Annotated in this window: 20 protein-coding genes and 1 pseudogene; 10 read left to right on the top strand and 11 right to left on the bottom strand. The window is 36.9% G+C overall.

Annotation, left to right across the window (positions count from 1 at the left end; all coding sequences use genetic code 11):
• Nucleotides 1-26: 26 nt before the first annotated feature.
• Nucleotides 27-563, bottom strand: coding sequence for an inorganic diphosphatase (gene ppa, locus GTK57_RS06970; protein WP_152873743.1), 537 nt, complete (start codon nt 561-563; stop codon nt 27-29).
• A 122-nt stretch (nt 564-685) separates the two neighbouring features.
• A complete protein-coding gene (locus GTK57_RS06965; protein WP_163122113.1) occupies nt 686-1,087 on the bottom strand; it encodes an MAPEG family protein in 402 nt (133 codons plus the stop codon).
• A gap of 110 nt (nt 1,088-1,197) precedes the next feature.
• Here GTK57_RS06965 and GTK57_RS06960 point away from each other — a divergent pair, with 110 nt between their 5' ends.
• On the top strand, nt 1,198-1,578 hold the full coding sequence (locus GTK57_RS06960; protein WP_163122110.1) for a hypothetical protein: 381 nt from the start codon (nt 1,198-1,200) through the stop codon (nt 1,576-1,578).
• Between the two features lie 42 nt (nt 1,579-1,620).
• On the opposite strand, the gene GTK57_RS06955 is transcribed toward GTK57_RS06960, so the two are convergent.
• From GTK57_RS06955 to GTK57_RS06930, 6 genes are all read right to left on the bottom strand, one after another.
• Complete coding sequence (locus GTK57_RS06955; RefSeq protein WP_163122107.1) at nt 1,621-3,297, bottom strand: AMP-binding protein; 1,677 nt, start codon at nt 3,295-3,297, stop codon at nt 1,621-1,623.
• A gap of 144 nt (nt 3,298-3,441) precedes the next feature.
• Complete coding sequence (parC, locus tag GTK57_RS06950) at nt 3,442-5,661, bottom strand: DNA topoisomerase IV subunit A (protein ID WP_152873747.1); 2,220 nt, start codon at nt 5,659-5,661, stop codon at nt 3,442-3,444.
• A gap of 163 nt (nt 5,662-5,824) precedes the next feature.
• On the bottom strand, nt 5,825-7,141 hold the full coding sequence (gene niaP, locus GTK57_RS06945; protein ID WP_163122104.1) for a niacin transporter NiaP: 1,317 nt from the start codon (nt 7,139-7,141) through the stop codon (nt 5,825-5,827).
• A 132-nt stretch (nt 7,142-7,273) separates the two neighbouring features.
• Nucleotides 7,274-7,918, bottom strand: a complete 645-nt coding sequence (locus tag GTK57_RS06940; protein ID WP_152873749.1) for a trimeric intracellular cation channel family protein — start codon at nt 7,916-7,918, stop codon at nt 7,274-7,276.
• A gap of 60 nt (nt 7,919-7,978) precedes the next feature.
• A complete protein-coding gene (locus tag GTK57_RS06935; RefSeq protein WP_152873750.1) occupies nt 7,979-8,446 on the bottom strand; it encodes a YchJ family protein in 468 nt (155 codons plus the stop codon).
• A 98-nt stretch (nt 8,447-8,544) separates the two neighbouring features.
• Nucleotides 8,545-10,122 carry a TerC family protein gene (locus GTK57_RS06930; RefSeq protein ID WP_152873751.1) on the bottom strand — a complete coding sequence of 526 codons (1,578 nt, stop codon included), beginning with the start codon at nt 10,120-10,122 and terminating at the stop codon, nt 8,545-8,547.
• A gap of 314 nt (nt 10,123-10,436) precedes the next feature.
• Here GTK57_RS06930 and GTK57_RS06925 point away from each other — a divergent pair, with 314 nt between their 5' ends.
• Nucleotides 10,437-11,054 carry an LOG family protein gene (locus tag GTK57_RS06925; protein ID WP_152873752.1) on the top strand — a complete coding sequence of 206 codons (618 nt, stop codon included), beginning with the start codon at nt 10,437-10,439 and terminating at the stop codon, nt 11,052-11,054.
• A 66-nt stretch (nt 11,055-11,120) separates the two neighbouring features.
• Here GTK57_RS06925 and GTK57_RS06920 read toward each other — a convergent pair whose 3' ends face one another.
• Nucleotides 11,121-12,089, bottom strand: coding sequence for a hypothetical protein (locus GTK57_RS06920; protein WP_163122101.1), 969 nt, complete (start codon nt 12,087-12,089; stop codon nt 11,121-11,123).
• Nucleotides 12,090-12,362: 273 nt separating this feature from the next.
• Here GTK57_RS06920 and mdtD point away from each other — a divergent pair, with 273 nt between their 5' ends.
• From mdtD to GTK57_RS06880, 8 genes and pseudogenes are all read left to right on the top strand, one after another.
• Nucleotides 12,363-13,754, top strand: a complete 1,392-nt coding sequence (gene mdtD / locus GTK57_RS06915; RefSeq protein ID WP_163122098.1) for a multidrug transporter subunit MdtD — start codon at nt 12,363-12,365, stop codon at nt 13,752-13,754.
• A 76-nt stretch (nt 13,755-13,830) separates the two neighbouring features.
• Nucleotides 13,831-14,592 carry a glycoside hydrolase family 25 protein gene (locus GTK57_RS06910; protein ID WP_163122095.1) on the top strand — a complete coding sequence of 254 codons (762 nt, stop codon included), beginning with the start codon at nt 13,831-13,833 and terminating at the stop codon, nt 14,590-14,592.
• A gap of 160 nt (nt 14,593-14,752) precedes the next feature.
• Entirely contained in the window at nt 14,753-15,811 is a 1,059-nt protein-coding gene (gene dinB, locus GTK57_RS06905) for a DNA polymerase IV (protein ID WP_163122092.1), read from the top strand.
• Between the two features lie 228 nt (nt 15,812-16,039).
• Complete coding sequence (gene shiA / locus GTK57_RS06900) at nt 16,040-17,356, top strand: shikimate transporter (protein ID WP_163122076.1); 1,317 nt, start codon at nt 16,040-16,042, stop codon at nt 17,354-17,356.
• Nucleotides 17,357-17,460: 104 nt separating this feature from the next.
• Nucleotides 17,461-18,171 (top strand): annotated as a pseudogene (gene creB, locus GTK57_RS06895) (two-component system response regulator CreB).
• A 3-nt stretch (nt 18,172-18,174) separates the two neighbouring features.
• Entirely contained in the window at nt 18,175-19,638 is a 1,464-nt protein-coding gene (gene creC, locus GTK57_RS06890) for a two-component system sensor histidine kinase CreC (protein ID WP_163122071.1), read from the top strand.
• An 88-nt stretch (nt 19,639-19,726) separates the two neighbouring features.
• Nucleotides 19,727-21,112, top strand: coding sequence for a cell envelope integrity protein CreD (gene creD / locus GTK57_RS06885; protein WP_163122068.1), 1,386 nt, complete (start codon nt 19,727-19,729; stop codon nt 21,110-21,112).
• A 334-nt stretch (nt 21,113-21,446) separates the two neighbouring features.
• Entirely contained in the window at nt 21,447-21,800 is a 354-nt protein-coding gene (locus GTK57_RS06880) for a RidA family protein (protein ID WP_152873758.1), read from the top strand.
• A gap of 41 nt (nt 21,801-21,841) precedes the next feature.
• On the opposite strand, the gene GTK57_RS06875 is transcribed toward GTK57_RS06880, so the two are convergent.
• Both GTK57_RS06875 and GTK57_RS06870 read right to left on the bottom strand, forming a co-directional pair.
• Nucleotides 21,842-22,381: a DUF2726 domain-containing protein gene (locus GTK57_RS06875; protein ID WP_152873759.1), complete on the bottom strand. Its 540-nt coding sequence runs from the start codon at nt 22,379-22,381 to the stop codon at nt 21,842-21,844.
• A 299-nt stretch (nt 22,382-22,680) separates the two neighbouring features.
• The gene (locus GTK57_RS06870; RefSeq protein ID WP_163122065.1) at nt 22,681-25,101 is read right to left on the bottom strand and encodes a YgiQ family radical SAM protein; all 2,421 of its coding nucleotides are present in this window, start codon (nt 25,099-25,101) and stop codon (nt 22,681-22,683) included.
• Nucleotides 25,102-25,168 lie beyond the last annotated feature (67 nt).

Genomic DNA, 25,168 nt, shown 5'->3' with positions numbered 1-25,168 from the left:
AAAATAAAACTTAAACCATCAAACAATTACTTGTTTGCTTCTTCGTAAGCAGCAATTGAGCTAAGAACTTCTTGTTTTGCAACTTCAGAACCTTCCCAACCACTTAATTTAACCCACTTACCAGCTTCTAAATCTTTATAGTGAGCAAAGAAGTGTTCAACTTGTTTGATCAATAATTCAGGAAGATCTGTGTATTCTTTAACGTCTTTATAGATAGGCGTTAATTTGTCGTGTGGAACAGCGATTAATTTCGCATCTACACCACCGTCATCTTCCATATTCAATTTACCAACAGGACGGCAACGAATTACAGAACCTGGTTCAACTGGATGTGGAGTTACAACTAATACGTCTAGTGGATCACCATCCAAAGATAATGTATTAGGAACATAACCGTAGTTTGCTGGGTAGAACATTGCTGTACCCATGAAACGGTCTACAAATAATGCATCAGAATCTTTATCAATTTCGTATTTGATTGGTGCTGCATTTGCAGGAATTTCAATAATTACATAGATGTCGTTTGGCGCATCTTTACCCGCTGGGATATTGCTGTAGCTCATAGCATCACTCTTTAACAAGTTAAATCTTTTTTAATCCAGGGCGATTATAACCGCTTTCTAGATCGAATTTAGTGTCGATTATACATCTGCACAGGAAAAATACATATTTTCATCTGTGTTACTCATCCAGTAATTTTAATCACCAATAAAAGTAGCGATACTGAACAAAGTAATGAAAGCACCCAAAAAATAGAGCGTAAAGTCGCCCAATTTATTAAATAACAGATGCCATATAGAATTCTAAATACAATGTACGCAATACCAAAAGTCATCACAACAACTTGAGGAACGACCATATACTCTGCCAGTAACACCGAAGCAATGAATAAAGGTAAAGTTTCATAACTGTTTTGTTGTACTGCATTTGCTCGTGCAGCTAAACCCGTCGTATGAGCTAAAAAATCTCTAGGGTTTTGATTATCTTGTATTTTAAAACCACCCGCCTTTCTTGCAATGAATGAGAAAACATAGGGTAAAAGACATGCAATCAAAATTAGATAAACGATTCCACTTATACTTTGCATGAAGGCAATTCTCATGAGCATTTTATTGTCATATCATAGCATGGCGTTTGACGGATGATTTTCGTTTAATGTCGTATTTTATCAATTTTAATGATTTAAAGGATCCCTTTATGGCACAGCCAGATCAAGAAGAAATGTTCGATATCCTTGAGATGCAACATAAAAATCAGGTTCGAGTAGATCGTGCTTTTAAAATTGTCATTCCTATCACTGCATTTTTGCTGTGTGTTATTTGTGCCAATTTCAATATTTGGTCAACCATTTTTACTTTTGTAGTTTTATGGATTTCATTTTACGCTGTTTCTATTAAACGTCTTTCTTTGGGATTATGGGTTGCCATTATTTGTGTTTATTGCTTAATAGATAACATCTTAAGTTATGGCGCATTTAAAAACCCTAGCTTTATTCGTCAATTTGGCACTATGTTTATTTTTCTGGGTATTTTTGGCGTTGGTCGTCCATATATCGACAGATGGTTTTTAAAAAAATAATGATAAAAAAAGCGCCTTAAGGCGCTTTTTTTATTGGAGAATTTAAACTGGTTTACGTAAATCTTTACGCAGGATTTTACCTACATTAGATTTTGGTAATTCATCCATAAATTCAACATAACGTGGGCGTTTGTAGCCTGTTAAGTTTTCTTTCGCAAATGCCAAAATTTCTTCGGTTGTTAAAGATTGATCTTTTTTAACAACAAATAGCTTTGGCACTTCACCTGATTTCTCATCTTGAACGCCAATGACTGCTACTTCCAATACTTTTGGATGTTGAGCAACCACTTCTTCAATTTCTGAAGGGTATACGTTAAAGCCTGATACTAAAATCATGTCTTTCTTACGATCGACAATTTTAACGAAGCCTTGCGAGCTCATAACGCCAATATCACCTGTACGGAAGAAACCATTGGTCATTACTTTTTCAGTTTCATCAGGACGGTTCCAATAGCCTTTCATGACTTGTGGACCACGAATCGAGATTTCACCTTGTTCACCAAGTGCAACTTCATTACCATCATCATCTAAAATAGCAACTTCAGTTAATGGCAATGGAATACCAATTGAGCCACTAAATTCCATAGATGCAGGTGGGTTTGCTGTTGCAACAGGTGAGGTTTCAGATAGACCATAACCTTCAATAATATTTGTGCCTGTTACTTTTTTCCAAGCTTCAGCGGTAGATGGCAATACAGCCATACCACCACCCATCGCCATTTTCATTCGGCTGTGATCAAGTTGTTTAAATTCTTCGTTATTCACAAGTGCATTAAATAATGTGTTTACAGCAGGGAAGAATGTCGGTTGGTATTTACGAAGCTCTTTGATAACAGCAGGTAAATCACGCGGGTTTGGAATAAGAACATTGGCTTGACCTTTGTACATACCGTAAAGCGCACACACCATGAATGCAAATATGTGATAAAGCGGTAAAGCACAGAAAATACGATCATCTGGTTGACCATCTTGCTTACCAAATTTACTTTGGAAAATACCATCACACTGCAACATATTTGCAACTAAGTTGCGATGTGTGAGTTCTGCACCTTTAGAAACACCTGTCGTACCACCTGTATATTGCAGTACAGCTGTATCGCTGAGTGTTAAGCTTGGGCGTTTGTAGTTACTAACATTGACCTTAGACATTGCCGTATTAAAGCGAATATGACCAGGAATATCCCAAGCAGGAACTTGTTTACGAACAGAGCGTAAAACAAAGTTTACGATTGTACCTTTAAGCGTACCGAGTAAATCACCTACAGACGCAACAACCACATGTTTAACAGGTGTTTCACCTAAAATTGCTTGGTAAACAGCTGCAAAGTTTTCAATAATAATAAGTGCTTCAGAACCAGAATCATTTAATTGATGCTTTAATTCACGCGCAGTATAAAGTGGGTTTACGTTTACAAGAACTAAGCCTGCACGGAAAACACCTAAAGCTACGATAGGATATTGAAGAACGTTCGGCATCATTACCGCTACACGTGCGCCTTTAGCCAATCCTAAGCTTTGTAAATATGTTGCAAACTTACGACTTTCTTCATCTAATTGACCAAAAGTTAAAACTTTATCCATGAAGATAAAAGCATCACGCGAAGCAAACTTTTGAAAGTTGCGTTCGAAAACATCATTAAGAGATGTATTTTCTGCTGGAAGTGCAACAGTCTCTGGAATGCCTGTTTTTTGGTATTCACTAAACCAAATTTTTTCCATAACGTTCAATACTCCTACCTATAATCCTTAATATTTAACTATTCTTTTCAGTACTAAGCTCATTATTTAACTTTTTGTGCTTAATACTGCATCCATTTTGAACACTTTGCATATATAACGTATTTTGTTTAATAGATGCTAGCATTATCTTTGAATGAACAGTTTATTTGCTTTTTGATAACCTCGTGGTAAAAGTTGCCCCTTGGTTCCCCTTTTACCTACATATTTTTGAAGGTCATCACCTTTTAGTTTTAGTTGTTGCTGTCCTGCAAGCAGTTGAATTATTTCATCTAAGTTAAGAGTTGTCATGGATAAAATTTGATCTTTCGCATCAAGTTGTATCAATTTATTACCCTTACCTTTATTTAATGAAGGTAATTCTTCTAAATCTAAAACCAATAACCGACCCGCAGAGCTTAATACAGCTAGATGCGTAGCACCGTCAATAGTTTGTAAATCTAGTGCAGATGCGCCTTCAGGCAAGCTTAAAAATGCTTTACCTGCCTTTGCACTGGTATCTAATTGCTTAGCATGTGTTTTGAAACCATAACCTTTGTTACTTGCGACTAAAATTTCAGTTTCATCATCTGCAATAAAGACTTGTTTAAAGCCAATGCCACTTGCTGGTGCAAGTTTTGAGCTTAAAGGTTCGCCCATACCACGTGCAGATGGCAAAGTGTTTATAGCAAGTGCATAACTGCGCCCTGCTTCATCTAATACATAAACACGTTGATTTGACTTGCCTTGTGCATGGCTTAAATATTTATCACTTGCTCGATAATTTAAATTTTCAACATCGACTTCGTGACCTTTTGCACTGCGAATCCAACCCGCTTCTGAAAGTACTACTGTCACAGGATCTGCTGGTAACATATCTTGTTCGTTAATTGCTTCAGCCGTTGCACGTTGCACGATTGGTGAACGTCGATCGTCACCATATTTTTTCGCATCATCTTTAAGCTCATCAATAATCAAAGCTTTTAAAGATTCAGGATTTGCTAACTGTTCACGAATAATTGCAGCACGAGCTTCTAATTCTTCTTGCTCGCGACGCATTTCCATTTCTTCAAGTTTCGCCAAATGACGTAATTTGAGTTCTAAAATGGCTTCCGCTTGAACTTCATCAATATTAAAACGCAACATCAGCACAGGTTTAGGCTGATCTTCTTCACGAATAATTTGAATAACTTCATCAATATTCAAATAGGCAATAATTAAACCACCCAAAATATGAAGACGCTTTTCAATTTTATTTAAATGATATTGCAGACGACGTGTGACCGTTTGTTTACGAATTTCGATCCATTCAAGCAAAATTTTACGAATAGATTTCACTTGTGGACGACCATCGGCACCAATCATGTTCATATTGACGCGATAGCTCGATTCCAAATCTGTCGTTGCAAATAAGTGGCTCATCACCGCTTCTGCATCAATTCGATTTGAACGTAAAACAATCACCAAACGTGTTGGATTTTTATGGTCAGATTCATCTCGTAAATCTGCAACCAATGGCAATTTTTTCGCCTGCATTTGGTCTGCAATTTGCGAAATAATTTTAGATCCTGAAACTTGATACGGTAAATCCGTAATCACAATTTCATTTTTTTCAATTTTATAAACTGCACGAACGCGATAACTACCGCGCCCTGTCGTTTGAATTTTTAATAATTCTTCAGGTGCTGTGATAATTTCTGCATTCGTTGGTAAATCTGGTGCAGGAATATATTCGGCAACTTTTTCATCTGTGATGTTTGGGTTGCGAATTAACGCAATTGTACCTTTTACGACTTCACGTAAGTTATGTGGCGGAATATCTGTCGCCATACCTACGGCAATACCTGTCGTACCGTTTAATAGAATGTTTGGCACACGTGCAGGCAAATTCACAGGTTCTTTCATTGAACCATCGAAGTTGTCTTGCCAATCGCAAGTGCCTTGACCTAATTCAGATAACAACACTTCACTATATTGTGAAAGTTTTGCTTCGGTATAACGCATTGCAGCGAATGATTTAGGATCGTCTGGCGAACCCCAGTTTCCTTGCCCTTCAATAAAAGGATAACGATAACTAAAAGGCTGTGCCATAAGCACCATTGCTTCATAACAAGCAGAGTCACCATGTGGATGGTATTTACCAAGTACATCACCCACAGTACGTGCAGATTTTTTTGGCTTGCCACTGTGTTTTAAGCCCAACTCGCTCATTGCATAGACAATACGGCGCTGTACGGGTTTTAATCCATCGCTAATATGTGGCAATGCACGATCCATAATCACGTACATGGCATAATTTAAATAAGCTTGTTCAGTAAATTCTGCTACGGAACGGTTTTCTGTCGCATGATGCGCAAGGCTTGTCATAACAACTTGTTATCCTAAATCGTTTTTGTGTGTTTAAGTTCTTATGCTATGTCGCAGAGGTTTTCTATACAAGGGTATGAAGTATCACTCTGCGACAATTTATGTCTTATGTCGTAAAAGTATCCATTTTATTTCAAATGATCAACTAAAAAATAACCAACCCCTAATGAATGGAGTCGAGTGATTTTCCTTTTGTCTCTTCACCCAAAACTAAAATGACACATGCAACTGCAAGTAAAACAGCAGTAAACATCATAAAGACATAGCTAAAACCATTATTCATCACCATCATGTGTGTAACCACCAATGGCGCTACAATTCCGCCCATTCGCCCAATTGCAGATGCCCAACCTGAACCAAATGCACGAATATTTGTAGGATATTGTTCTGGTGTATAAGTATAAAGTACGCCCCATGCACCTAAATTAAAGAATGACATCAAGCATCCCCAAAGTACAATTTGCTCAACGCTATTAGACTGTCCAAAGAAATATGCAGATACTGCACACATGCCAATAAAGCCTGCCAATGTCGCCTTACGTCCTAGTTTTTCAACCAACCACGCTGCTGCAACATAGCCTGGAAGCTGTGCCAAAATCATCACTAAAACATATTCAAAAGATTGGACGATGGTGTAGCCTTCTTTCACCAATAAACTTGGTAACCACGTAAAAATACCGTAATACGAATAAACAATACCAAACCAAATAAGCCACAACATGAGTGTGCGACGAGCAAAAGTACCTGACCATAACTGTGTAAATGAAACATTTTGCTTTTCTGATACAGGTTTAACGTCAATGGTCTCAATAACTTCTACACCACATTGACGTTCAAAACTTTGAACCAATGCATGTGCTTCTTCAATTCGACCACGATTGATTAAATATGGAATAGATTCAGGTACTTTTTTCCAAATCACAATAGCGTATAAAGCAGGTAAACCACCCACTAAAAATGCAGCATGCCAATCAAATTTTGGAATAACAAAATAAGCAATGAGCGCGGCACAAAGCCAACCAAGCCCCCAAAAACTTTCGAGCAATACAATAAAACGACCACGAACATGCGAGGGAATATATTCACTCACCAAGGTTACCGCAACAGGCAATTGTCCACCTAAACCTAAGCCAACAATAAACCGAAAAACCAATAACCACGTTAAATTTGGCGCAAATGCACAAGCAGCTGTCGCAATACTATAAATCACTAAAGTAATGGCAAATACGGTTTTACGCCCCCACTTATCTGCCAAACCACCTGAAAAGACTGCCCCAATTGCCATACCGACAAAACCAATAGATACCACCCAACCTTTTTCAGTAGGTGACATTGCCCAATCTTCTGACATTTTTGCCAAAATAAAAGAAATGAGACCTGTATCCATTGCATCGAACATCCACCCCAATCCGATGACCCACAATAAAGTGTAATGAAATTTACCAATAGGTAAGCGCTGTACTCGTGAGACTAAATCCATAACGATATCTCTGATTTGGTGAAAGATTGCATACTGCTTTCCCAACAGGATTTTATACTTTTACTATTTTTATAAGAGTAATTTAAAAAAGTAACTACTTTTTATAGCAGTTACTTGGTCTTTTTAGAATAGTTAAGAGGCATCTTTCGATGAAGCGGATTGCTCATCATCTTCTTTATAAATAAATTTTGGCATTTCCAAACCAAAGTAAATGGCAATTAAGCGAAGGGTAAAACCAAATATTAAAGTAGCAATAACCGTTAACTCTAGTGATAAGCCTATTTCCACGCAAATCCAATAACAAATGACTGAAACAAAAGAAATACTTGCATAAAGTTCACGACGGAAAACCAAGGGCACATCATTACATAAAATATCACGTAAAATACCACCAGATACGCCTGTTAATACCCCAGCAACAGCACATACAACAAAACCATGTCCCATTTGTAAAGCAATTTGGCAACCAATAATGGTAAAACCAATTAAGCCTAAAGCATCTAAAATTAAGAAGATGGAGCGTAATTGACTCATCCATTTTGCAATAATAATAGTGACAAATGCAGCGCAACAAGTGAGGACTAAGTATTCAGGATGCTTGACCCAAGTTAAAGGATAATGCCCAAGAAGCACATCTCGAACAGAACCGCCACCAAGTGCGGTAACACAGGCAATGAGCGTTACACCAAACCAATCCATACTGCGCCGCCCCGCAGACAAAGCGCCTGTCATTGCTTCAGCAGTAATTGCGATAATATAAATAATGGTTAACAACATCGCCCTGATTCCGTATAGGGTAATAAGTGTGCGCTATTCTAAGGCATATCTCAGATAAATTTACAAAAATTGCGCACAACATTGTTTAAATTTTTTATCTGAACCACAAATACAAGGCTGTTTCATAGTGATTTTTTGGTCTGTGGTTGGATCTAAGAAGTACCATGCACCACCATGCTTCACAAAATGTGAAACTTCATGATGAATGTGCTCTTTTTCACCATCATGATAATGCGCTTTAAATTCGACTTTCGCATGATTTTTATCTAACTTCTCTTTGGCTTGCACAACTTCGAGTTTTAACCATGTATTGGCTTTACTCCAATCTGTAATGGCGTGAACATCTAAAGCCTGTTGCTGTCCAATAGCTGTGGTTTTTACAATGTAATCAATTTCATGTTTGGCAAATGCGCTATATCTTGAACGCATAAGTTGAGCCGCAGTTTCAGCTTTAATTTGACCTAAATGCAAAGCTTGGCAACAGCTTTGATATTCGCCTTCACCGCAAGGACATACGTTTAATGACATTTGATTTTCCATAAAAATAGCCCGAAATATCGGGCTATTTTAGCGGAACTAGCATGCAGATTTTGAATATTTAAATCTGTTTTAAATTTAGCGCTACTTTATTCCTGCGTTTTGTCTTTTGCAGTGATGTGAACTTTTTCGATTTTTTGACCTTCCATTGTCACAATTTCAAAGATATATCCATCAATTTCAATATTCTCACCATTTTCAGGCAAATGACCTAAATGGAATAAGATATAACCTGAAAGCGTTGAATATTGCTCAGACTCATCGACAAGATCACGCCCTAAAAGCAATGATACATGACGAATATCTGTTGAACCTTCAAGCATGAGCGAACCATCTTCAAGGCTTTCTGCTGCTGTATCAAGTTCGTCTTCATCGGGGAATTCACCTGCAATGGCTTCAAGAACATCAATTGGTGTTGCAATCCCTTCAATAGAGCCATATTCATTAAGAATAAGTGCCATTTGTAGAGGTGCTTGGCGTAATTGTTCCATCACCATTAAAACTTGTGCATTCTCGTGAACAATCACAGGTTCACGCAAATGAGCTTCAAAGTTCAACTCACCTGTTTCAATGTATTCGTTCATCACTTTATGGGTGAGAACTACACCTGCAATATTATCAAGTTCACCATGCGCCACAATTAAACGTGAGTGCGTCGTACTTAATAGTTGCTCGCGAATCGATTCTTGATCTTCATCTAAATCAATCCATTCAAGCTCTGGTCGAGGAGTCATCACAGACTTCACAGGGCGTTCAGATAAACCTAAAACACCTTGTACCATCACGCTGTGATAAGCACCATTTTCTTCATCAAAAACTTCATCTGCAAAAGCACGTGTTGCCAATACATTTTCTGAATGATTTTCTTGAGATTCTGTACCGCCTTTACCACCTAACATACGCATAACTGCAGATGCGGTACGGTAACGCAAGTCCGTTGTTGTGACGGTTTTCTCTTGGTTATGACGCATGGTTTGGTTAAGGAACTCAATAAGTACCGAGAAACCGATGGCAGCGTATAAATAACCTTTTGGAATATGGAATCCAAAGCCTTCAACCAATAATGAAAAACCAATCATCATTAAGAAACAAAGACATAGAATAACCACTGTTGGATGTTTATTAACGAAATCCATCAATGGCTTAGATGCCCAAAGCATAATACCCACAGCAATAACTACGGCGATCATCATGACTGAAAGTTCTTTCACCATACCAACAGCTGTAATCACGCTATCGAGTGAAAAAACTGCATCTAAAACAACAATTTGAATGATAACCATCCAAAATGTAGCATGTACAGGGTTTTCTTCTTTGAACATTGGCTTACTTTCAAGACGTTCACGTAATTCCATGGTGCCTTTAAATAAAAGAAACACACCACCGAACAGTAGAATAAGGTCACGTCCTGAAAATGCATGATCAAAAATATAAAATAAAGGATTGGTAAGCGTAACAACCCAAGCAATAGATGCGAGTAGAATTAAGCGCATACCAAGTGCTAAAAGTAGTCCAACAATACGTGCTTTATTACGCTGTTCTGGTGGTAGTTTTTCCGCCAAAATTGCAATAAATACGAGGTTATCGATACCCAGTACAATTTCTAAAATAACAAGTGTGAGTAATCCCACCCATGCAGATGGATCGGACATCCATTCAAAGATCATGCGTTCTTCTCCGGAATACCATCTATAGATTGAGATTTAACGAATTTCGCATTCACCTGAAATGAAGAATTTGCAAAATTAAAGGAACTAATTGCGTTGGAAATCCAACTTCCACTACCCATGTCGGTTCTATTGTTGTGAAACAGATTTTTAGTATAGGAAAGATTTTATTTAGAATCATCTTTTTTTATACAAAGTTTGTTGTTCATTTTATAAATAAATGAGTTAAAGCTAAATGCAAGTCCATATGACTGTCACATTTTTTCTCTATGCTAAATCAAAAATATAGCAGATGATAAGGAGATGACAACAAGATGAATAGTGCGCTACCCATGATTGAATATAAAAATCCCTCTCCTAAAACAACCCAACCACTCGTTGCACTTTATTGTGGTTCTCGCTCTGGTAACAATCCAATTTATAAAGAAAAAGCCATTGCGCTTGCCAAAGGTTTAACGGAACACAACCTTGGCTTGGTTTATGGCGGTGCAAGTATTGGCTTAATGGGTCAGGTTGCAGATACAGTTATTGAACATGGTGGTGAAGCTGTTGGTGTGATTCCTGAATTTATGTTGGATTATGAAATTGCCCACAACACATTAACCGAGCTACATGTAGTCAGAACCATGCATGAACGTAAAGCAATGATGGCTGAACGTGCATGTGCCTTTGTTGCATTACCTGGTGGCTTAGGAACATTTGAAGAAATTTTAGAAATTGCCACTTGGGCACAGTTAAATCAACATCAAAAACCTATGATGCTTTATAACGTGAATGGCTTTTATGATGCTTTGATTGCCCAACTTGATCATGCGGTTCAAGAAGGCTTTTTACCGCCACAACATCGGGCAAAACTCATTGTATGTAATTCTTCAAAACAAATTTTTAATGCATTAAGCAACCTAGATTGTCCTAAGCGCTTTGTGGTTTAAATTTGCATTTAAATAGCACATAAAAAAGCGAGCATTCAGCTCGCTTTTTTACACTCATATTTTGAACTATAAACCAGAAACAAATTTATAGAACCACGGTAAGGTCATCGCCAAGAATACACTCATCGCTAAACCAAGCATGAGCTTCATGGCATCCTTACTCACATTACGTGAAGTTCGATGTTTATTTACTTCATTCAAATGCATCGACATTGCAAATTCACGACCTGCAAGTAAACCTAAGAATACCCAAGTGGTACTCATTGGAATATTGCTCCACTCTTTGAACACCAAAAGAATGACTGCGTACATAAAGTCAATAATGGTTGCCGAGCGAATATCTGCAACACCTGTTTTTGTATCAATAATCTTTTGAATTGCACCACCACGTTGGTACAAAATCACACCAAGCAATACAACAAAAACAGAAATAGCAAAAACAAGAAACTCAAAGGGAACTTGACGCGGCACATATACAAAGATGTTTGCTAAATCTTGAATGAGCCACTGACTCCAAAGAAAAGCGGTAGATACCCACTGCAAACCAATCCAAATATTAGAAGGCTTTTTATCTCGAGTTTTACTGAAATAAATCGAAATTTGTTTAATGACAAAGCGGTAAACAATAATTGCGACAACGAAAGCGACGGCATAACCCATCATCGATTTCGTTAGCATTGAACTTAAACTACTTGGTGAAAATATCGTAAGTACCAAGAAGGTTGTACTTACGGGAATACCATATTTCGTCAGGAGAATAAGTAAAATAGGTGGAACAATATAAAGCCACGTCACACCATCTTTAGGGAATGGAATGGTTTCTAAACGGCCATAAGATGCATCACCAACGCCTGATGCATACCAGCCATAAAGCAATACAATCACTAAAATTGTACTGACATAAATCCAAAGCACCCACCACGGACGATGCGCATTTGATGAAATAAAAGTACCTAGTGTTTGTGGTACATCATTTCCGACGATAGAGTATGCGGCTAAGCAAAAGCCTATCACCATCAATATTTCGATTGTCATATAAAGAACAAAACCTTTATTGCCAAAGACAGATGTCTAGCAGTACCAAAATTTTTTCAAGATTATGACAGGTTTATGGCATTTTAATGCTACTTTAATCATGAAAATTTCGTAAACAATGAATATAAAAGAGAATTTTCAATGGTTTTAAAATTTTCTTATTTAAAATGAAACTTATAATTTTTATCAAAGATTCAATAAATAAGCATTTTCGCAACATGTTTTTTCCATGTATTCAGATAGACTAATCATAAATTCAAAATTGTAACAATTATGAACGCCACGCCAACGCATCAAGCATTACAACCTGAATTTCGACTATTGGTACTTTTGGTATCCATCGGCTTTTTCATGCAAGGGCTAGATACCACTATTGTGAATACAGCAATTCCCGCTATGGCACGTAGTTTGGGTGAAGATCCTTTGCAAATGCATAGTGTTGTAGTGGCTTATGTATTATCGGTTGCAGCATGTATTCCTTTAAGTGGTTGGCTTGCAGATCGTTTTGGTGTTCGAAATACTTATTTTTCTGCCATTATTATTTTTACTCTTGCATCTTTAGGTTGTGGCTATGCTGAAAGCTTAAATGAACTTTTAGCATATCGAGTGATTCAAGGCATTGGTGGAGCTTTACTCCTACCCGTTGGGCGTTTAGCTATGCTCAAAGTTATTCCTCGAACGCAGTTTCTTGCTGCTATGAGTTTAATGAGTCTTGCAGGACTTATTGGGCCACTTATTGGCCCAACTTTAGGTGGATGGATGGTTGAGGTTGCCACATGGCATTGGATTTTTCTTATTAACATTCCAATGGGCTTGCTTGGCGTTCTCATCACCTTTAAAGCCATGCCAAACGTAACCGAGCCAACAGTTCCTACTTTCGATTTTGTCGGTATTATTTTGCTTGTATTGGCAATGGTTGGTTTATCTTTAGGCATTGAAAACTTTGCCAATCCACAACATTCTTTATGGTGGAGTTTAGGCTTAATTATTACAGGTATCTTGGCATCCTTATTTTATGCATTACATGCACACACACATAAAAATGCTTTATTTCGCAGTAAATTATTTAAAAATCATGTTTATGCGATAGGTATTATTGGCAATTTTTTTGCACGTTTAGGTGGTAATGCCTTACCCTTTTTATTGCCTTTAATGCTACAAATTGCTTTTGGATTCGAGCCTTTCATTACAGGTTTATTGATGATTCCAACGGTACTTGGCTCATTAGTATCTAAACCGATTATCCGTCCAATTATTCAAAAATTTGGTTATCGCCAAGTGCTTTTAGTAAATACACTTTTAGTGGGTGCTTGTATTGCAAGTTTCGCCTTAACCTCGGCAGATACGCCTATTTGGTTACGTGCAATTCACTTCTTTATATTTGGCGTACTCAACTCACTACAATTCGTGTCAATGAACACACTCACTTTAAAAGATTTACCACAACAAGATGCAAGTAGTGGCAATAGCTTTTTGTCGATGATTATGATGGTCTCAATGAGTATTGGCGTTGCACTTTCAGGCACTTTAGTGAATCTATTTACAGCTTATTTAGGCACAGAAAATATCACTACTGCATTCCATTTGACCTTAATTATTTTAGGTACTATCAATATCATCACCGCTGCCATTTTTTGGCAAATTCCTAAGAATACGCCTGTGTGAATTGCATACAGTATGAACGTGGTTTGTTATTTTAGAACAGCGTATGATAAACCTAAATAAAGCTATCTTTTAAATCATGAGCACACGAAAAAATAAGATTTTAAATCAACGTACATATAGCTCCATTTTAGGTGTTGGAGGATTATGTCTTGCGCTCGTGATTTATCTTGTTTTTTTTCAACAACGTTCAGCTTCTGCCAATGAATATCCCATTAAAGGCTTCGATGTTTCACATCATCAAGGAGATATTCAATGGAAAAAAATATCCCCTAAAACCTATAAATTTGTTTATCTTAAAGCCACAGAAGGTGGTGATTTTAAAGATCGTAAATTCCAAGAAAATTGGCTACAAGCACGTGAACAAGGCTTTTTAGTCGGTGCATATCATTTTTATAGAATTTGTCGTGATGGCACAATCCAAGCACAAAATTTTATAGAAACGGTACCCAATAAAGACAATGCTTTACCGCCCGTAATCGACCTAGAATACGACAGCAATTGCATCAATACATTTACCAAAGAACAGTTGCTCCAAGAAATTCAAACCATGCACGATCAGGTTTATCAACATTATGGCAAGCAACCTATTTTTTATATTTCTAAAACTTTTTATAACATTGTGCTTGCAGGCGAATTCAAAAATACGCCACTCTGGGTACGTGAATACAAAGGTAAACCCGACTTGAAAGACAATCCTGAATGGTTGATGTGGCAACATACCAATCAAGGAAAAATTTCAGGTATTCCAACTGTTGTCGATATGAATGTATTTAATGGCGATGAAAAAGATTGGGCAAAATTTCTCCAAAAGAATCAGCTGATAGATTCATCTAAATAATCATTATTTTCAATATTTAGGTTCTTTCATCCAACATTTTTTCTTTATGAAAAGACTTTATTACTTCCGACATAAGCTGTCGTATACGAATCAATCAAACTTCAACATGCCTTAAAAAAATGCGATACTGATTTTACAAAATAAATGATATTAAGCGTGCATGCGAAAAATCATACACATCGATATGGATGCATTTTATGCTTCTGTTGAACTGCGTGACCAACCAGACTTAAAGCACTTACCTGTGGTGATTTCATCGCATCATCCACGTGCGGTCATTGCTGCAGCATCCTACCCTGCCCGTACCTTTGGTTTACGTTCTGCAATGTCGATGACTCAAGCAAAAAAAATCTGTCCACAAGTGGTGGTGATTGAACCTAATTTTAATAAATACCGTGAAGTTTCAGCTCAAATTCATCAAATATTCCAAGAATACACCCCCATTATTGAGCCACTTTCACTTGATGAAGCTTACTTAGATGTAACCGAAAATTTGCAAAATATTTCCAGTGCAACAGAAGTGGCTATGCGTATTCGTGATGATATTTTTCAAATAACAGGGCTAACAGCATCGGCAGGTGTTGCACCCAATAAGTTCTTAGCAAAAATTGCATCTGACTGGAATAAACCCAACGGCATTTGCGTGATCAAACCATCTCAAGTACAAAATTTTATTCAAAATTTAGAGTTAAAAAAAATTCCCGGAGTTGGAAAAGTCACACAAGAAAAACTAAAAACAATGAACTTAGAAACCTTGGGTGATTTACACAACATTGAAGAAGCCTTTTTAACGCATCACTTTGGTAAATATGGCAAACAACTGTTTTTATATGCCAAAGGCATTGATGAGCGAGCTGTACAAACAGAGCGTGAACGCCAATCTATATCTAAAGAAACCACTTTTGATCAAGACCTTAACTTGGAACAATGTCGCCCCTATTGGCCTCAACTGATTGATCAAGTTTGGGAAATATTGGAAAAGAAAAGTCTTGCTGCACGTGGCGTATCTGCAAAATTAAAGCTTAAAAATTTTCAAGTTTTACAGCACAGTAAAAGTTTTAAAAATCCATTAAAAAATAAAGATGAACTCCGTCAAATTTTAGACATGTTATTAGCTGAAATGCATGTACCGTCTGAAGATCAATTTAGATTAGTCGGTGTTGGCGTATATCAATTGTCTGAGAAAAAGCATCAACCGCAACTTTCTCTTTGGGATTAACACTTTTTTAAATTGAATATTTTTCACTCAAAAGAATAAAAATAAATCAATTTCTTCTTCACATTCGCATTTTTTGGAGTACTCTATTCGGGCGATGCATTATCCATGTATGCGCTGAGTTGCTGAAAATCACCTTTACTTTCAGCAATTTGTCCTGTGATTGGCGAGATGATCAAATCCGAATATTACAGGGCATCTCTGTTGTCACCTCATGGAAATCTCTCCTGCATGTCTAGCGCAAACCCTTCAAATCTGAACACCCAAAATTCAACTTCTCAAGAACAACGCGCACGTAAAGCCGCATTAAGTAGCTTTGTTGGTGCTGTGGTCGATTGGTACGACTTTCTTCTTTACGGTATTGTTGCCGCACTCATTTTTAAAGATCAGTTTTTCCCAAGTATTGGCGAAAACATGGGAACTTTAGCAGCACTCGCAACTTTTGGAGTCGGCTTCCTATTTCGACCTTTAGGCGGTGTGGTATTCGGACATTTTGGCGACAAATTAGGTCGTAAAAAAATGCTGGTTTTAACTGTTGTGTTGATGGGTATTTCCACCGTTGGTATTGGCTTATTACCTAATTTTGCATCTATTGGATGGTGGGCGCCTGTTTTACTTGTGACCTTACGTGCGATTCAAGGCTTTGCCGTTGGCGGTGAATGGGGTGGAGCTGCTTTAATGGCAGTTGAAAACGCACCTAAAGGCAAAAAAGCATTCTATTCTAGCGGAGTCCAAATTGGTTATGGCGTTGGTTTAGTTCTCGCGACAGGTGCTGTATCCATTATTATTACCACTTTAGGTGAAGAAGCCTTTGCCGAATGGGCTTGGCGTATTCCATTTATCGCAAGTATCGTTCTGATTGCAATTGCCATGTGGATTCGCCGTGATCAAGATGAATCTACCGAATTCATGGAAAAAGTAGTTCAAGCAGATCATAAACCTCAGAAACTCCCCATCCTGCAAGCCATCAGCAAACATCCAAAAGCATTTTTCTACATTATTGCCTTACGTTTAACCGAATTACTCACCATGTATTTGGTGACTAACTTTGCGCTAAATTATTCAACCAATAATTTAGGTATGGATAAACAATTTTTCCTTAATATTACCTTGATGGTTGGTGCAATTAGTTGTTTCAGTATTCCATTCTTTGCGTGGTTAGCAGATAAATTTGATCATCGAAAAATGTGCGTTTTAGGTGGATTGATTGGTGCTCTTTCTGCGTTTCCATTCTTTATGGCTTTAGATGCACAAAATACATGGATGATTATTATCGGTGCAATATTACTGGCAAATATTGCTCACGATATGGTGGTAAGCGTACATCAACCTATTTTCACGTCACTTTTTGGTACAGAATACCGTTACAGTGGTGCTGGTGTTGGCTACCAAGTTGCAAGTATCATTGGAGGTGGTTTCACCCCGTTTATTGCTGCATCATTGGTAATTTGGGGCAACGGTTCGTGGCATTATGTCGCTATTTACCTTGCAATAGGCTGTTTATTAACAGCAATTGTTGCTGCTTTAATGCCTAAACATCAGGATTAAAATTAGGTTTTAACCCTTGTAAAATAGAGCAGACAAAAGAGGATGTTGTTTGCTCTTTTTTTAACATACAATGGGGTAGCTTAAAAACTTCATTACTTGTGAAAATGCATAATAAAAAACAAATTCTATGTGTCGAAGATGATGCCGCAATATTAATGCCCTTACGTTATGCGCTTGAACGTGAAGAGTGGACAGTGCAATGAGCAAGCACAGGTAATGAAGCTATTCAACTCATTGGAAATCATGCTTTCGATTTTATAGTTTTAGATGTTGGATTGCCTGATATAAACGGCTTTGATGTCTGTAAAAAAATAAGAACTTTCACTCAAACTCCCCTACTTTTTCTGACCGCACGTAATGATGAGATTGACCGCATTATTGGACTAGAAATTGGTGCAGATGATTATTGTCAAAAGCCGTTTAGTTCACGTGAAATTGTTTCGCGTATTAAAGCAATTTGGCGAAGAATGGAAATCCAAAATACAGCCCAAAACCAACAATTGCCTACATCAACCACAAAAAATAAGACATGGATTTTCAATGAAAACTTATTACAAATTCAATATCTAGGCTATGATTTAAATTTAACGCGTTATGAGTACCGTCTTTTAAAACTATTAATTCAATATCCTGAACAAGTCTTTAGCCGTCAACAGTTGATGGATCATATTTGGGAAAATCCTGAATATAGCTTAGAAAGAACGGTTGATACACATATTAAAAGTTTAAGACAGAAACTAAAGAATGTTTCTGAATTCCACAATCCAATTATTACGCATCGTGGTTTTGGTTATAGCCTAAAAAAAATGGACTAAATTATGTCTATCTTTATTCGTATCTGGTTCTTTTTTGGCTTAATTATTTTGTTGGGTTTGTGGTTTATTTCTTATACATTCAATCAACAAGTTAAACCCAATATTCGTCAGGTTGTTGAAGACACATTGGCGGAGAATGCAAACATTATTGCCATGCTCGTCGCTGAAGATGTTTATGACAATAAAGTGGCAAACCCTGAGTTCGATCAAAAAATTCAAAAGGCATTAAACCGTAAGTTAAATGCTCAAATTTGGCAACACAATAAAAAAGACATCAGCCAACAAATTTATATTACGAATGCAAATGGTCGAATAATTTATGATTCAAATCATCTTGTAGTCGGACAGGATTATTCTAAATGGAACGACGTATATTTAACGCTAAGAGGAAAATATGGCGTTCGCTCTACCCGATCAGATCCGAATAAACCTGAATCAAGTACGATGTATATTGCAGCTCCTATTTTTTATGAACAAAAATTAATTGGTATCGTGAGTATTGGAAAACCAAATAGTTCGGTTCAACCTTATATTCAACGTGCCGAAAAACAGCTCAGTAAGCAAGCGGTGCTTGTTTCTTTAATTTCATTATTTTTAGCAAGTTTAGTGGCTTACTGGCTAAAGCATAGTATCGATCGTGTTCGTAAATATGCGCAGAATTTAGCACCAGTCAATGAAGCTCCACATTTCAGATCTGCCAAAGAACTTAATCAAGTAACTACAGCTGTAGAAATGATGCGAGAGAAACTAGAAGATAAAGCTTATGTTGAACATTACGTAAATACACTTACACATGAGTTAAAAAGCCCTCTTACTGCAATTCAAGCAAGTGCAGAGCTACTCAAAGATGATTTACCTCTCAATGATCAACAACAGTTTGCACAACATATTGAAAGTCAAAGTAAGCGTTTAAAAAACCTAATTGATAGAATGTTATTGCTTACACGCTTAGAAAACGCCAAACAAAATTTAGATCCTCAATCTTTTGAATTAACTAAATTAATTCATATCGTTATCGATCAACAAAAAAGTCTAATTCAACAAAAAGATATCCAACTCATATTTAAGACTTCAAAAGAAATATATATTTGTGCTGATTATTTCTGGATCCACCAAACCCTAAATAATCTCATCGACAATGCAATTGATTTCTCAAAAACTAGTGGAGTTTTAGCAATTAACATAGCTGAGATATCTTCGAAAGACATTCAAGTTCAGATCTTCAATGAGGGTGAATATATTCCTGATTATGCCTTAGAACATATTTTTGAAAATTATTTCTCGCTTCCTCGCCCATCAACTTCACAACGCAGTTCAGGCATCGGTTTAAGCATAGTCAAAAATGTTATTCATCAACATTCGGGAACTGTTCATATCCAAAATATTCCTGAGAATAATATTGAGTTTCTAGAACAGCATGATGCAGGCGTCTTAGCCAGTATTACGTTGCCTAAGAACTTCACATAAACTTCATATAAAACTCATTTTCTTTTCATTTAAAACGCATTTTAGTTTTGCAAACTTCGTTTCATTACCATGAACATGAAGCTCTACTATGAAAAGAAATTATTTAACCATCAAAATGTTAGCCATTAGCGGACTTATTTTTCTGTTCTGTATTGGTCTTTATTACTTATCTAATCTCGTATCGGAACGACGCGCATATCAAGAATCTTTTTTAGCAGATATTTCTCAATCACAAATTAGCCGACAAAGTATTGTATCTCCATACATTCGAGTTCCTTATCAACAAAAAAATGATTGTGTTAATCAAAAAGGAAAAGCTGATACATGTATAACAAAAAAATGGTTCTATCTTGGTGCTGAAAGCACATCTTGGGAAACAACACTAAACGTTACGAATGATGCCTATAAGCGCAGCATGTACAGAGCAATCAGCTATAACTCTGACATGAATGCCATTGGTGTATTTAATAAAAATCAGCTACCAAAATACGATTATAAATGGGATGAAGCTGAAATCGTTTTTCCAGTACACGATAGTCGCGGGCTAAATGCTAATCCAACTATTTTGATTAAAAATACAACCTATGAATTTAATTTCACAAAAGATACTAAAGATAAAACTGGCTTCGATTTCATGGTGGTGAATGCAACACAACATCCTGAATTGATTGATGCAATACAACAAGGCTTTAAATTTAATGTAAAACTTAACATTAATGGGCTAAGTAAATTAACACTCATACCAACCAGTGACGAATTTAAATACTCAGCAAATGGTAATTGGGAAGATGTTAAATACGATGGTCAAATTCTTCCATTCAACAAAAAAAGTAACAATCAAAAATTCACAGCTCAATGGAATAATCTCGCAATTGGTCAAAACAATTTATCAAGACTCTCAAGTTGCACAAATACAGATTGCTTCAGATCTCTAAGTTCAGAATCTCTATATACAAATTTTGATTATGAGTCTGAAAAGTTCGGTATAAGTGCAGAATTCCTAGATTCAGTAAACATTTATAGTCAAACAGATCGTGCGCTTAAATATGGTGTAATGATTATTCTGATTACATTTGCGAGCTTCTTCTTATTTGAAATTCTTAAAGGTCTTAGAATTCACCCAATGCAATATACGCTCGTTGCATTTGCACAAGGGATCTTTTTCCTACTTTTATTGGCAATAAGTGAATATTACTACTTTGTATTCGCATACCTACTGGCTGCGACTGCATGTGTCACACTCATTAGTTGGTATTTATTCTTCATCATGAAAGGTTTTAAATCGGCCCTGCTCTTCGGAACAATCATGAGTGCTTTATATGTAGTGGTTTACTTTCTTCTTCAATCGAGCGGAAAAACATTCTTAATTGGTTCCATCATTTCATTCTGTCTATTGGCTTGCATCATGTATCTCACTCGACATATCGATTGGTACAGATTAAATCAACCAAATGACCATATTACCCCTCGCTAAGACCAATCTTAATGACAGAAGACCCCTGCTCTTCTGTCATTTCATCCTTATTGAAGTGCTGGAGTTACTATGTCTAATAAATCGAATAGCAATCTTTTAAAGTTGGATTTTCCTCCAAATTTGCCTTTTGCCAAATGTATTAATCAATTGAGAAACCTAAAAATAAATTTTTTGAATCTTGGTAATCTAATTTTCTGCCCTGAATATCAATGCTTACTCTTTTTTAAGAATAGACAACTTATAGAAATTCATTTTTTACAGAGTTAGCATTAAGCCTTACATTGCTTTTTGATATGATCACACTTATTAAGATCTAATTTTATCGGTGATAAAAATGGCTGTAGAACGTTTACATATTCAAAAACGCTTTTCTGAAATTGCGATTTCAGGCAACTTAGTCCATCTTGCAGGACAACTTGCTTCAGATTTAACGCTCGATATTAAAGGTCAAACTCAACAGACTTTAGATTATATTGACCAATTTCTTGCAGATGCAGGCACAGACAAAAGCCATATTTTATCTGTGATGATTTTTGTGAAAGATATTGAAGTTAACTATGCACCAATGAATGAAGTTTGGGATGCATGGGTTTCAGATATTGATGCCCTACCGCGTACATGCATAGAAGCAAACATGAATAAATCTGAAATTTTAGTTGAAATGACTGTGGTTGCTGTTAAACCATAATTCAAGTTCGATAAAAAAGCATGCAAATCGCATGCTTTTTTTTAATTTGTTAACTTCAATTGTGATGTCGATTTATTGGCATAAAATTCATATTTTTTTACAGGAGCAATATCCTGTTCAATAAGATCTAGATCATCAAAAACTTTAAACTCATCTTTTAATTGCTGAAGCTTGGGTACGCCATAAAAATGACAAACTCGATACCCTGCCAATTTTAAAAGCTGATCTTGGTAAATTGCATCTTTATGCTTTTTCGCTACTGAGTAATCTTCTACAACAACAATTGCAATGACTTCATTTTGCTGACCTAAAACGACAAAATCAGCAATCATATTTCGATATTTTGAACGTGTATGATTAAATTTTGTTGTTAATAATGAGTCAAAAGAAACATGTGCTAAAACTGTATATTTAGGCAAAACTTGCTTTAAACGAGAAAAAGTGAGTTGCTCATTTGCAGTGAAAATTGCACGTTGCTTCAACTTACTATCGTGAGGCTTTACACCAGACCTTAAATTTCTAACCGCTAAAAAAACAATTAAGGCTAAAAATAAAGCTCCTATTAAAAAATAAATAATCATGACTTAATCCTTTAACTTTCTTTTTATGTTTTTAAATGAACATATTGCTCATTCATATCATTACAAAACCAATTTCATTCTTATTAATTAAAATCAATTTCAAGTTAATTCTTATCTTAATCAATCAACATTCCATATTGACCAATCATGCTAAAAGAGATAAATACCCTGTTAATAACTAAATCACTTTATCTTAAAAATTATTTTGAAAGTGAGTTTTTTACAATAATCATTAGAAATTTCCGATGAAATCACTCCAATAAAAAAGGACTCCTTAGAGTCCTTTTTCCACAACTAAATTAAGCTTTTGATTTAGGTTTAGACTTTCCTTTTGGTTTTGAACCACCAAATGGTTTTTTCGCATCGCCCGTTTCACGAGGAGGTAAACCCGTATGTTGCGTTAAAATTTGACCACGTTCAGGACGTTTCTTTGTATTTGAAGGGCGACCTTGACCGTTTCCAGCCTTTTGATTACGTGCCACATTTTCAGCACTACGTTTTTGTGAATCACCAGCAACTGTCGAGTTTTTCTTACGTGCCGATTGATACTGACCTTCCGTACTAGACGCAGGTTGATAAGTCGGAATTAAATGATGTTTCGAGTTACCAATTAAATCAGCACGTCCCATTTCCTTTAATGCTTCACGTAATAAAGGCCAGTTATTCGCATCATGGTAACGCAAGAATGCCTTATGCAAACGACGACGCTTATCACCTTTCACAATATCGACAGTTTCAGTATAACGTGCCACTTTCGCAAGTGGATTTTTACCTGTGTGATACATGGTTGTTGCAGTTGCCATTGGTGATGGATAGAAAGTCTGTACCTGATCGGCACGGAAACCATTCTTTTTCAACCAAATCGCAAGGTTCATCATGTCATAATCGGTGGTACCCGGATGCGCTGCGATGAAGTAAGGAATAAGGTATTGTTCTTTACCTGCTTCTTTACTAAAACGATCAAACATTTGTTTGAAACGATCATAGGTTCCAATACCCGGCTTCATCATTTTATTGAGTGGGCCTTTTTCTGTATGTTCAGGCGCAATTTTAAGGTAACCACCAACATGATGCGTCACTAATTCTTTTACATATTCAGGGTTTAAAACGGCTAAGTCATAGCGTAAACCTGAACCAATCAGAATCTTTTTAATGCCTTTGAGTGAACGTGCTTTGCGATACAACTGTGTTAACGGTGCGTGGTCGGTATGTAAATTTTGACATACACCAGGAAAAACACATGATGGCTTACGACAGTTTTTCTCAATTTCAGGATCTTTACATGCCAAACGATACATGTTGGCTGTCGGACCACCTAAGTCTGAAATAATACCTGTGAAGCCCGGTGCTGTATCACGAATCTTTTCAACTTCACGCAAAATTGATTCTTCAGAACGGTTCTGAATAATACGACCTTCATGCTCAGTAATTGAACAGAACGTACAACCACCAAAACAACCACGCATGATATTGACAGAGAATTTAATCATATCAAACGCAGGGAAACGCGCATTAGCATAAGATGGATGTGGCAGACGTGCATAAGGCAAGTCAAACACATAGTCCATCTCTTCCGTCGTTAACGGAATTGGTGGAGCATTCAACCAAACATCACGTTCGCCATGCTTTTGAACCATTGCACGAGCATTACCCGGATTGGTTTCTAAATGCAAAATACGGTTCGCATGCGCATATAAAACAGGATCTGCAACAACCTCTTCAAATGCAGGCAGACGAATAACAGCCAATTCACGTGGCGGTAATTTATGCTTAATCGCTTTAGAAGATGGCTGTAACTGCACAATTTGCGTATCGGGCGCTAAATTATCACCCTCTCGAACAATCGGATTTGAAACAGGTTCTTTCTGGAAACCTTGATATTGAGTTGGGCTTTCTTTACCTTTCTCAATTTCACAGCCTTCTAAATCTTCAGTCATCACATAAGGGTTGATGATTGGATCTACACGACCAATAGCATCCACATCATTCGATGCAATTTCAACAAATTTGGCTTTAGACGCACGGTTATGTTTATTAACAATGAATGCTGTACCACGAACATCTGTAATGTCTGTGATCTTTTCACCACGCGCTAAACGATGCATGATTTCAGTAATTGAACGCTCGCCATTACCGTACATCAATAAATCGGCTTTAGAATCCATCAACACCGAACGACGGACTTTATCTGACCAATAATCATAATGTGCAATACGACGTAACGATGCTTCAATACCACCTAACAAAACAGGCACGTCAGGATACGCTTCACGCACACGCTGACAATAAACTGTTGCCGCGCGGTCTGGACGTTTATTTGGAACATTATCTGGAGAATATGCATCATCAGAGCGGATTTTACGATCTGCTGTATAACGGTTGATCATGGAATCCATGTTCCCTGCCGTTACACCCCAAGCAATATTAGGTTTGCCTAATACACGGAACGCATCAACATTGGTCCAATCAGGCTGAGCAATAATACCCACACGGAAGCCTTGCGCTTCTAGCGTACGGCCAATAATGCCAGAACAGAAAGATGGATGATCGATGTACGCATCACCGCATACTAAAATAAAATCACAACTGTCCCAACCGAGTTGATCCATTTCCTCGCGTGACATCGGCAAAAATGGCGCAGGGTCAAAACAAGACGCCCAATATTTGTCGTAATCAAACAACGCAGTTGGCGCTGTCTGCATGGTATAAGCAGTAGACATGGCTAGCAATTCTCGGCTGGCAGATGATAGGAGATCTAAAATAGATCAAAGATGAAAGCCGATCATT

Origin of the sequence: Acinetobacter portensis, from assembly GCF_010646905.1 — a bacterium.
Lineage (GTDB): Bacteria > Pseudomonadota > Gammaproteobacteria > Pseudomonadales > Moraxellaceae > Acinetobacter > Acinetobacter portensis.
This window is presented reverse-complemented; position numbering and strand designations above follow the sequence as displayed.